Below are 12038 nucleotides of genomic sequence, written 5' to 3'. Positions count from 1 at the left end.
GATATGCTTTTTCTATTTTTTCAGCAAAGAAACCTTAGTACTAATTGTTCTTTAATTTTTAATTATTGTGATAAAATGTTGCTTTTTAATGTTGATTTGTTGAATTTTGACGTTTTAAAATTTAAAATCATCATGAGAGAAGTTCATTATATAAGTACTGAAACAATTACATTAGAAACTTTACACGAAATTTTGAGTTATGATAAAGCACTCGAATTGTCAGAAGAAGCAAAAGTAAATGTTCAGAAATGCCGTGATTATTTAGATAAAAAAATGGCTTCTCATTCTGGTCCGATCTACGGAATCAACACTGGTTTTGGATCGCTTTACAGCGTAAAAATCTCTAATGAGAATTTATCCAGACTACAGGAAAATTTAGTGAAATCTCATGCCTGCGGAACAGGAGAAGAAGTTCCTGCTGAGGTTGTAAAAATGATGCTTTTACTTAAAATTCAGTCATTAAGTTACGGACATTCGGGTGTTCAGTTAATAACATTGCAGCGTCTTGTTGATTTTTATAATAATGATATTCTTCCGGTTATTTATACACAGGGTTCACTTGGGGCTTCGGGAGATTTAGCGCCTTTGGCACATTTGTCATTGCCTTTAATAGGTGAGGGAGAAGTGTATTTTGAAGGAAAAAAAACAGCTTCGGCCGAAGTTTTAAAACATTTTAACTGGGAACCAATCGTTTTACAGTCAAAAGAAGGTCTGGCTTTGTTAAACGGAACTCAGTTTATGAGTGCGTATGGTGCTCATATTTTAATTAAAGCCTATAAATATTCGTATCTGGCAGATTTAATAGGGACTATTTCTCTGGAAGGTTTTGATGGAAGAATTGAACCGTTTAACGAATTAATACATTATATACGTCCGCATAAAGGACAAATCGTAACCGCACAGCGAATTGCAGAATTTTTGGACGGAAGTGAAATTATCGCTCAGGAAAAAAAACACGTTCAGGATCCGTACTCTTTCCGTTGTATGCCTCAGGTTCACGGTGCTTCAAAAGATGCGATCGACTATGTCCGCAAAGTATTCAAAACCGAAATCAATTCGGTTACTGATAATCCAAACATATTTATTGAAGCTGATCAGATTATTTCAGGAGGAAATTTCCACGGACAGCCTTTAGCTCTGGCTCTGGATTTTCTGGCAATTGCTTTGGCTGAATTAGGAAGTATTTCTGAAAGAAGAACTTATCAGTTAATTTCAGGATTAAGAAACCTTCCGGCATTTTTGGTTGATAATCCGGGATTGAATTCCGGATTTATGATTCCGCAGTACACTGCAGCAAGTATTGCCAGCCAAAATAAGCAATTGGCAACTCCGGCAAGTATAGATAGTATCGTATCCAGCAACGGTCAGGAAGACCATGTAAGCATGGGAGCAAACGGAGCGACAAAAGCCTTACGAATTTTAGATAATTTAGAACGTATTTTGGCAATCGAATTGTTAAATGCTTCACAGGCAATTGCCTACAGAGAACCGCTAAAATCAAGCGATTTCATCGAAATGTTTGTAAGCAGTTACAGAGAAGTGGTGCCTTTGGTAAAAGAAGACCGAATCTTACATAATGATATCGAAAATACCGTGTCTTTTCTGGCTAGTTTCCAAATAGAAAACGATTTGTTAACAATGGCTTAACATTGCAAAGTATTAATGGGAGTAATTTTGCACTATCAAAAATAAAAAAATGTCAATAAACAGTATTTTCCAATTTTTAGTGCCGAAAGACAAGAAATTCTTTCCACTTTTTGAAGAAGCTTCAAGCAATTTAATTGAATTAGCTTCTAACTTACACGAAGCTGTAAATTTACCATTAAAAGAAAGAGAAGTTCTTTTTCAAAAAATTGACGAATTAGAACAAAAAGGAGAGGATATTACTCGCCAGACTAACTTAGAGTTAAGCAGAAACTTCATTACTCCATTTGATAGAGAAGATATCCATACATTAATTACTTCAATTGATAACGTTGCCGATTACCTTCACGGTGCTGCAAGCCGTATGAGATTGTATCAGGTTGATAAGATTACAAAATCTATCAGAAAAATGACAGAAATTAACCTTGAAGCCTGCCAGAACATCGACAGTGCAGTAAAAGAGTTAAGCAATCTGAAAAATATAAACATCATTAAAGAAGCTTGTGTTCGAATTAATAAATTAGAAAACAAGTCTGATAATGTATATAACAAAGCAGTTTTTGAAATTTTTGAAAACGAAACAGACGCTAAAAATATTATTAAATATAAAGAAGTGTTATCTGTTTTAGAATCAGCAACAGACAAATGTAAGAGTGTTGCGAATATACTGGAATCTATTTCTGTAAAACATTCTTAATTCAATTTTTTCATTCTGAAGTTATAATTTTATGACAATACTTATATTAATTATAGTATTAGCGTTAATTTTTGATTACATCAATGGTTTTCATGATGCAGCAAATGCTATAGCGACTGTTGTTGCTACAAAGGTCTTAACGCCTTTTCAGGCGGTTGTCTGGGCAGCATTCTTTAACTTTTTGGCTTATTGGGTTTTCGGATTTGGTGTTGCAGATACTGTTGCTAAAACAGCGCATACCATGGAGATTAATCTGGTAGTGATTTTAGCCGGAGTTATTGCAGCGATATGCTGGAATTTATTGACCTGGTGGCTTGGGATTCCTTCAAGTTCTTCTCATACACTTATTGGAGGTTTTGCCGGAGCAGCTGTTGCACATGCAATTGCAGTTCATGGATTCTCTGGTTATGTAGGTGAAGATGGTGCAACACACTACTGGTACGAAATTGTAAGCTGGTATAAGGCCGGAAAAGACGGTGGAATGCCTTCGGGAGTACTTATTATTATTGCTTTTATTGTTTTGGCACCACTATTAGGGGTTTTAGCTTCTTATTTAATTTCTATTTGGCTGCTAAATGCTTCTCGTAAAAACATTGGTCCTAAAATATTTACTGTTGCTGTAATGATCGGAACTATTTGGTTTGTAGCAAGTAATTTAGTCCCTTTTTCTGAGATTGAAAAACCACGTTTTGAATCTCATTTTTGGAGCGTAATTTTTGAAAAAGAAAATATTAAATGGTGTTTAGTTGCTTTTATTATATTGACAGTAAGTGTATTCTGTTTGATATTTAGCAGTTTAAATCTTCATCAAGCCGATGCTGCTTTGAAGAAAATGCAGTTGCTATCTTCTGCTGCATTTAGTTTAGGGCATGGTGGTAACGATTCTCAAAAAGTAATGGGAATTATTGCGGCTGCAGTAGCGGTTTATATTAATACAAGTGGAGTTGATTTTGCGTCATTGCCTACTGGTTGGTGGGGATTAGATGTTATCTTGCCTCAAGAAGATGGAAGTTCGCACATGCCGCCATGGATTCCTTTGGCGTGTTATTCTGCTATTGCGGCAGGAACTTTAAGCGGCGGATGGAAAATTGTAAAAACAATGGGTTCTAAGATTACAAAAGTAAGTTCATTTGAAGGGGTTGCAGCTGAAACTGCAGGAGCTTTAACACTTTATTTTACTGAGCACTTAAAAATTCCAGTAAGTACAACGCATACTATCACAGGATCTATCATTGGGGTTGGATTAACAAAACGTGTATCTGCAGTTCGTTGGGGAGTTACTGTTAGTTTAATCTGGGCCTGGGTGTTAACCATTCCTATTTCAGCTTTATTAGCTGGTTTGATATACTTTATCTTGAGTGTATTTATGTAAAATGATTTTTGCGGAAATGTGAGCTAAAAATCGCATTGATCAATATAGAAAAGGTCGGTTTCAATATCTGAAATCGGCTTTTTTGTTTGTAATGAATTAATTGGGTTAAAAAGTTTGGAGGTTTTTGCGGTTATGTTTTCGCTTGTAATGTGTTTGTTTTAATTTGTTTTGATCTTCAGAAATAATACTGATTGTTCCGTCGATTTCCAGCATGGCCAGTTTTACATTTTTGAAAAACTCAATGCCGTGTTCTCTCATGGCTTCTTTTAATTCTTCATCAGAAATATCAAGTTTGCTTAAGGCTTTAAAATCGAGTTTTCCGTCATGAATTAATACCTGAGGTTTGTCAAGCAGTAAATCTCCAAAAACTTTGTATCTGCGGGTTAATTTTTTAATGATGAAGTTAATTATAAACAAAACTAAAGCAGCAATTAATCCGCCTGTTAAACTCGTGTCAGGGCCTACCATTGCATTTTGAACAGAATTGCTGATAAGCAGAATCAAAATAACATCGGCGGTATTTAACTGAGAAAGTTCTTTTTTGCCGAATACGCGTAAAGCAATTGTCATAAAAAAGTAAACAGCAATACTTCGCAAAACAATATCTAAATAAGGAAAAGTCATGTTTTTTATTTTAAAGTTAAATAAAAAAGCTTTGCCAAAGTTTTAAACCTCTGCAAAGCTTTAAAAATATTATACTTGCTTTTTAGGCTTAATAGCTACTCCAATGTTCTTTAGAGGTTGTGATCTTCCAAACATTATCTTTTTTTTCTAAATATACCGAAATTCCATACTGATATCTTTTTGGATAATAGTCCATTTGGATGTACGCTTTTTTGTTGTCTTTAGAGAATATTGGGATCGATAATATAAGATAGTCTTCGGCTTTTTCTATTTTTGATACTGAAATTGTTTTTACTTTACCTGAAGTGGTTTTTGGTAATCTGTAGTTTAAAAAGCAATTATTTTGTTCGACAAAATTAAGTGAATCTTTGTTTTTGAAAATTTTTTCTCCATTGAAATTCGCATTCAAAAGCTTTTCAATATAGATTTCACTGTTTTCATATATTCTTGGTAAGCGTTTGGGAAGTTTTACAATTTCGATTTTTTTAGTAGAATCGGTGTATATGCTTTCGGTATTAATCTTAAGTTTTTTAAAACTGCTGCAAACGGCATAAGAATCTTTAGAATTTCCAATATGTTTTTGTTTTAAAAGAGTTTCTACAATTTTATCAGTTTCAATCTTTCTAATTTTTTCATTATTTACGCAATCATTTTTTGCGCAACTTGTCATAAATAAAACTAGAAAGATTGTTATTTTCCTCATTTATTGAAATAATTGGAAATTGGTTACTACTTATAATTTGAAATTCTTTTCAATTGCTTTAATCATTTCTCCGGCAACATCTTTATTAGTTGCGCCTTCAATCCCTTCAAGTCCCGGAGAAGAGTTTACTTCGAGTAATAAAGGGCCTTTAGAGGAGCGAATAATATCTACTCCGGCCACTTTTAAATCCATTGCTTTTGCGGCTTTTATGGCAATCTTTTTTTCTTCGGGAGTTACTTTGATTACAGAAGCTGTTCCGCCTAAGTGAATATTGGCTCTAAATTCTCCTGGCATGGCTTCACGCTGAATGGCTGCTACAACTTTTCCGTCAATAACAAAGCAGCGAATGTCTTTTCCGTTTGCTTCTTTAATAAATTCCTGAACTAATATGTTGGCATTTAAGCTCTTAAATGCATTGATAACACTTTCTGCTGCTTTTTTGGTTTCGGCTAAAACAACCCCTTTTCCTTGTGTTCCTTCTAATAATTTTACAATTAGAGGTGAACCGCCCACCATTTTAATTAAATTATCTGTATCGAGCGGAGAATTGGCAAAACCGGTTGTTGGAATGTCGATGCCGCTGTTTAAAAGTAATTGTAATGAATATAATTTATCACGAGATTGAGTGATCGCTGTAGCTGAATTTAAAACAAAAACCTTTAAAGCTTCAAACTGACGCGTTAAAGCGCAGCCATAAAAAGTAATACTTGGACGGATTCTAGGAATAATTGCATCAAATTCGTTTAGGATTTTTCCGCCTCTGTAATGAATTTCAGGTTTTTTGGCATCCAGTTTCATATAACATTCCTTGATGTTCAGGAAATGCATTTCATGACCGCGCATTTCACCGGCTTCCATGATACGTTTATTGCTGTATAATTCAGGATTACTGGCTAAAAGTCCAATTCGTAAACCTGTTGTTGCTTTTTCTGAATTTTGATATAATTCTTTTAAAGTTTCCGGAGAAGGCTGTCCTAAAAGGTATTTTTGTTCCGGATCGACCAAAACCCTTCCGCTCATAGCTTCACGTCCCAACAGCATTCTGAAACCCATTGAGTCACGATTAGTCAAAGTCATTTCGATTGGCCATTTGGCTTCACCAATTTTTAAATACGTCTGGATTACATATCGATGTTCTCTAAAACCGCTTGAACTTTTAACGATTCTTTTGTCAACCAAAGGCGCTTCACAGTGAATAATAGTTTTAATATTATTCTGGATTGGATTAATGTCGAATTTAACCCAATTGGCATCATTTTTTATAAAAGGAGCTATGTTTAAAGCGTGCATTGCCGAAGTTTTAGCACCAGAATCTACACGAGCTTTTATCGTTGGGATTCCTAATTCTGGAAATGAGCACCATTCTTCGCTGCCTAAAATGACTTTGTTTTGAAGCATATTTTGTTTTTTTATTTTATAGAATTAAATTCAAAAATAGCTATTTGCTTTTACTAAAGATAGTAAATTATTTAAAAAAAATGCCCGTTATGTTATGAAAACGTAACGGGCATGTTGTATGTGTTATAAATTTTAGGTAATTTACTGATTTGTCGGCTCTTCAGCTTTGTGTATTTCAACGGATAATTCTTGTGAATCATCTTTTAAATCCATCATAATTTCATCACCTGAATTTATTTTTGAAGTGATGATTTCTTCTGCCAGTAAATCTTCAACATATTTCTGGATCGCTCTTTTTAGAGGTCTTGCTCCAAACTGTTTGTCGAAACCTTTTTCAGCAATAAATGCTTTTGCTTTATCTGTAAGGCTTAATTTGTATCCTAATTCAGCAATACGAGAATACAGTTTTTTCAATTCGATTTCGATAATCAAATCGATGTCTGCTTTTTCTAATGCATTAAACACGATTACGTCATCAATTCTGTTTAAGAATTCAGGTGCAAAAGTTTTCTTCAATGCATTTTCGATAATGCTTTTTGAGTTTTCATCAGCCTGAGCTGTTCTTGCTGCAGTTCCAAATCCAACTCCTTGTCCGAAGTCTTTTAACTGACGTGCACCAACGTTAGATGTCATGATGATGATCGTATTTTTAAAGTCGATTTTGCGGCCTAAACTATCTGTTAAATAACCATCATCTAAAACCTGAAGCATCATATTGAATACATCCGGATGCGCTTTTTCGATCTCATCTAAAAGAACTACACAGTATGGTTTTCTGCGAACTTTCTCTGTTAATTGACCACCTTCTTCGTACCCGACATATCCCGGAGGCGCTCCAACTAAACGAGAGATTGCAAATTTCTCCATGTATTCACTCATATCGATACGAACTAAAGCATCTTCAGAATCAAATAATTCTTTTGCTAAAACTTTAGCCAATTGCGTTTTACCAACACCAGTCTGACCTAAGAAAATAAACGAACCAATTGGTTTGTTTGGATCTTTAAGTCCGGCTCTGTTTCGTTGAATAGAACGTGCAATTTTAAGAACTGCCTCGTTTTGACCAATTACTTTGTTTTGAATTAATTCTGGTAATTGGGCTAATTTATTGCTTTCTGTTTGTGCAATTCTGTTTACAGGAATTCCTGTCATCATAGAAACAACATCGGCTACATTATCTTCAGTAACTAAAATTCTGTTGTTTTTAGAATCTTCTTCCCATTGTTCTTGTGCGACAGCAAGATCTTTTTCGATACGCTTTTCGTCATCGCGAAGTTTGGCAGCTTCTTCGTATTTCTGTTTTTTAACTACCATATTCTTCATTTCGCGAACTTCTTCTAACTGACGTTCCAAGTCCAGAATTTGTTTTGGGACATCGATGTTAGTAATGTGTACGCGAGATCCGGCTTCGTCAAGAGCGTCAATCGCCTTGTCTGGTAAGAAACGTTCAGACATATAACGATCTGTAAGTTTAACACAGGCTTCAATAGCTTCTGGTGTATATGTTACATTATGATGATCTTCGTATTTGTCTTTTACATTGTTCAAAATAGCGATTGTTTCTTCAACAGAAGTTGGTTCAACAATTACTTTTTGGAAACGTCTTTCAAGAGCTCCGTCTTTTTCAATATATTGTCTGTACTCATCAAGAGTAGTAGCACCAATACATTGGATTTCGCCTCTTGCTAATGCAGGTTTAAACATGTTCGAAGCATCAAGAGAACCTGTTGCTCCGCCAGCACCTACAATAGTATGAATCTCATCAATGAAAAGTATAATATCGTCGTTTTTCTCAAGCTCGTTCATAACGGCTTTCATTCTTTCTTCAAATTGTCCTCTATATTTTGTACCGGCAACTAAACTTGCCAGATCAAGAGTAACAACACGTTTGTTAAAAAGAATACGAGAAACTTTCTTTTGGATAATACGCAAAGCAAGTCCTTCTGCAATGGCAGATTTACCAACTCCGGGTTCTCCAATAAGAAGCGGGTTGTTCTTTTTTCTTCTGCTTAAAATTTGAGAAACACGTTCAATTTCTTTTTCGCGTCCTACAACAGGGTCAAGTTTACCTTCCTCGGCCATTTCTGTTAAATCTCTCCCAAAATTATCTAATACCGGAGTTTTAGATTTTTTGTTTGACTTATTGGCGGGATTATTAAAACTGCTTTCCTTTAAACTGTCATCTTGTCCTGAATCGTCATTATATGATTCGTTTCTTGGCAAGTTTTCTAAGAATTCTTCTTCGTTTGGCGTCATATTCAGATATTGTTCTTTAGCTATGTCATAATCTATTTTTAGTTTATTCAACAGCTTGGTTGTTGGATCGTTTTCGTTTCGTAAGATGCATAAAAGCAGGTGTGCCGTGCTAATCGACGAGCTTTGAAATACTTTAGCTTCAAGAAAAGTGGTCTTCAGGGCTCTTTCGGCCTGTCGGGTAAGGTGAAGATTTTTCTTTTCGGTATTTACCTCAACGCTGTGATTTGCGGGGCTTAGTATTTCTACTTTCCTGCGTAAATGATCTAAATCGACTGCCAGGTTATTAAGTATATGAATAGCTTTTCCGTTACCATCTCTTAAAATGCCCAGCATTAGATGTTCAGTACCAATAAAGTCGTGTCCTAAACGAAGGGCTTCTTCCTTACTGTATGTAATAACATCTTTTACTCTTGGTGAAAAATTATCATCCATAATATATAATTGGTAATGTAAATTTAATTATTTACTGTTTGAAAAACAAAAATCATACCTAGTGATATCTGCTGTCAGCTAATTGACAAAAAAAATAACAATAAAACAGTTAAAAAACGCTTAATTTATTAACTAATTGTAAAAATAAAGTTGTTAATAAATCATTGAAATTAGTGTTGGTAATTATGGGAAAAAATTTCAAAAAACCGTATCTTGGCACGCTTTGTAACTAATATAATTATTTAATATAACAACTTATGTCTGAAGGAGAAAAGTTAATTCCTATTAACATAGAGGATGAAATGAAGTCAGCTTACATCGATTATTCGATGTCGGTAATTGTGTCGAGAGCACTTCCTGATGTTAGAGATGGCTTGAAACCAGTGCATCGAAGAGTTCTATACGGAATGTATGATTTAGGTGTAACATCAAGATCTGCCCATAAAAAGTCTGCGAGAATCGTAGGGGAGGTTCTGGGTAAGTACCACCCTCACGGAGATACTTCTGTTTATGACGCAATGGTGCGTATGGCACAGGAGTGGAGTTTGCGTTATTTATTAGTAGACGGTCAGGGTAACTTTGGTTCTGTTGATGGTGACAGTCCGGCAGCAATGCGTTATACTGAGGCAAGAATGCGCAAGATTTCTGAAGAAATTATGGCAGATATCGAAAAAGAAACAGTTGACTTTCAATTGAACTTTGACGATACAATATACGAACCAAAAGTAATGCCTACCAGAGTTCCAACCTTATTGGTAAACGGAGCAACAGGTATTGCAGTTGGTATGGCGACCAATATGCCGCCACACAATTTAACTGAAGTTATTAATGGTACTTTAGCATATCTTGATAATAATGATATCGAAGTAGATGAGTTAATGACTTATATTAAAGCTCCTGATTTTCCAACAGGAGGTATAATATATGGATACGAAGGTGTTCGTGAAGCTTTTAAAACAGGTAGAGGACGTATTGTAATGCGTGCAAAAGTTGGTTTTGAAGAAGTTGACGGACGTGAATCGATCATTGTTACCGAAATTCCATATCAGGTTAACAAAGCGGAAATGATCAAACGTACGGCTGACTTAGTTAACGAGAAAAAAATTGAAGGTATTGCCAACATCCGTGACGAATCAGATAGAAATGGTATGCGTATCGTTTATATCTTAAAACGTGATGCTACACCAAACGTAGTTTTAAATACCTTATATAAATACACGCAATTACAATCTTCTTTCAGTGTAAACAATATTGCATTGGTAAAAGGACGTCCTCAGTTATTGAATCTAAAAGATATGATTCACTACTTTATTGAGCACCGTCATGATGTAGTAGTGAGAAGAACACAGTTTGAATTGCGCAAAGCCGAGGAAAGAGCGCATATTTTAGAAGGTTTAATTATTGCTTCTGATAATATTGATGAAGTAATTGCTATTATCAGAGGTTCTAAAAATACAGATGAAGCAAGAGAGAAATTAATCGAAAGATTTAAGTTGTCAGATATTCAGGCTCGTGCTATTGTTGAAATGCGTCTTCGTCAGTTAACAGGACTGGAGCAGGATAAATTAAGAGCTGAGTTTGAAGAATTAATGAAATTAATTGAGCATTTGAAAGCTTTATTAGCCGATGTTAATTTAAGAACAAACCTGATTAAAGAAGAACTTACGGAAATTCGTGACAAATACGGTGATGACCGTCGTTCTCAGATCGAATACTCCGGAGGTGATGTAAGTATCGAAGATTTAATTGCCGATGAAAATGTGGTTATTACAATTTCTCATGCAGGTTATATTAAACGTACTAATTTAACAGAATACAAAACTCAGAACAGAGGTGGAGTAGGACAGAAAAGCGCAGGAACAAGAGATCAGGATTTCCTTGAACATATGTTCGTAGCCACAAACCACCAGTATATGATGTTCTTTACCCAAAAAGGTAAATGTTTCTGGATGCGTGTTTATGAAATTCCGGAAGGAAGTAAAACAGCAAAAGGAAGAGCAATTCAAAACCTTGTAAACATTGAAAGCGATGATAAAGTAAAAGCTTTCATTTGTACACAAGACTTAAAAGACAAAGACTATATCAATACACATAACCTTGTAATGGTTACAAAACAAGGACAGGTTAAGAAAACTTCTTTAGAGAAATATTCTAAACCTCGTGCCAATGGAGTAGCAGCAATTACGATTAAAGAAGGCGATGAGTTACTTGAAGCCAAATTAACCGATGGAGAAAGCCAAATTATCCTGGCAGTAAAATCAGGTAAATTAGTTCGTTTTGAAGAAACTAAAACACGTCCGATGGGAAGAACAGCTTCCGGAGTTCGTGGAATTACCCTAAAAGACGATACAGATGAAGTAATTGGTATGGTTACTGTTGCTAAAAATGATGTAAACGATTCTCAAATTTTAGTTGTAACTGAAAACGGATACGGAAAACGTACCAAATTGGTTGACGATGACGGAGAAGATGTGTACAGAATTACAAACCGTGGAGGTAAGGGAGTTAAAACTCTTAATATCACCGAAAAAACAGGAAAATTAATCTCTATTAATGCCGTAACAGATTCTGATGATTTGATGATTATCAATAAATCCGGATTAACAATCAGAATGGCTATTGAGGATCTGCGTGTTATGGGACGTGCAACTCAGGGGGTAAGATTAATCAACCTGAAAGGAAAAGATTCTATTGCTGCCGTTACAAAAGTTATGAAAGACGAAGCAGAAGAAGTAGTTGTCGATGAAGATGGAAATGTTGTAGAACCTGCAATCGAAAGAGTGAAACCGGATATGGAAGTTCTTGAAGATGAAGGATCAGCAGAGGAAGAGGAAGATGATGATTCTGATGAAGAAATAGAAGAAGATGACTCTGAAGATGAAGAATCTGAGGAATAAAACCGAACTACATTA

General features: G+C 35.1%; 8 protein-coding genes. 4 read left to right on the top strand and 4 right to left on the bottom strand.

What is annotated here, in order from left to right:
• Positions 1-132 precede the first annotated feature (132 nt).
• The 3 genes from hutH to OZP11_RS06075 are packed head-to-tail and all read left to right on the top strand — an operon-like array spanning position 133 to position 3713.
• Positions 133-1647: a histidine ammonia-lyase gene (gene hutH / locus OZP11_RS06085; RefSeq protein ID WP_281234332.1), complete on the top strand. Its 1515-nt coding sequence runs from the start codon at positions 133-135 to the stop codon at positions 1645-1647.
• Between the two features lie 49 nt (positions 1648-1696).
• A complete protein-coding gene (locus OZP11_RS06080) occupies positions 1697-2341 on the top strand; it encodes a DUF47 domain-containing protein (RefSeq protein ID WP_281234331.1) in 645 nt (214 codons plus the stop codon).
• 31 nt (positions 2342-2372) lie between these two features.
• On the top strand, positions 2373-3713 hold the full coding sequence (locus tag OZP11_RS06075) for an inorganic phosphate transporter (RefSeq protein WP_281234330.1): 1341 nt from the start codon (positions 2373-2375) through the stop codon (positions 3711-3713).
• A gap of 105 nt (positions 3714-3818) precedes the next feature.
• Here the strand turns inward: OZP11_RS06075 and OZP11_RS06070 are convergent, their stop codons facing one another.
• The 4 genes from OZP11_RS06070 to OZP11_RS06055 form a co-directional block, all read right to left on the bottom strand.
• Positions 3819-4337, bottom strand: a complete 519-nt coding sequence (locus OZP11_RS06070) for a DUF421 domain-containing protein (RefSeq protein WP_281234329.1) — start codon at positions 4335-4337, stop codon at positions 3819-3821.
• An 88-nt stretch (positions 4338-4425) separates the two neighbouring features.
• A complete protein-coding gene (locus tag OZP11_RS06065) occupies positions 4426-5007 on the bottom strand; it encodes a hypothetical protein (protein ID WP_281234328.1) in 582 nt (193 codons plus the stop codon).
• 63 nt (positions 5008-5070) lie between these two features.
• Complete coding sequence (gene rimK, locus OZP11_RS06060) at positions 5071-6438, bottom strand: 30S ribosomal protein S6--L-glutamate ligase (protein WP_281234327.1); 1368 nt, start codon at positions 6436-6438, stop codon at positions 5071-5073.
• 141 nt (positions 6439-6579) lie between these two features.
• Entirely contained in the window at positions 6580-9126 is a 2547-nt protein-coding gene (locus OZP11_RS06055) for an ATP-dependent Clp protease ATP-binding subunit (RefSeq protein ID WP_281234326.1), read from the bottom strand.
• Between the two features lie 257 nt (positions 9127-9383).
• Here OZP11_RS06055 and gyrA point away from each other — a divergent pair, with 257 nt between their 5' ends.
• Positions 9384-12023, top strand: a complete 2640-nt coding sequence (gene gyrA / locus OZP11_RS06050; RefSeq protein ID WP_281234325.1) for a DNA gyrase subunit A — start codon at positions 9384-9386, stop codon at positions 12021-12023.
• The last annotated feature ends 15 nt before the right edge of the window (positions 12024-12038 follow it).

This window comes from Flavobacterium gelatinilyticum, assembly GCF_027111295.1.
Taxonomy (GTDB): Bacteria; Bacteroidota; Bacteroidia; order Flavobacteriales; family Flavobacteriaceae; genus Flavobacterium; species Flavobacterium gelatinilyticum.
The sequence above is the reverse complement of the archived record's forward strand: the minus strand, read 5'-3'. Positions and strand labels throughout refer to the sequence as shown.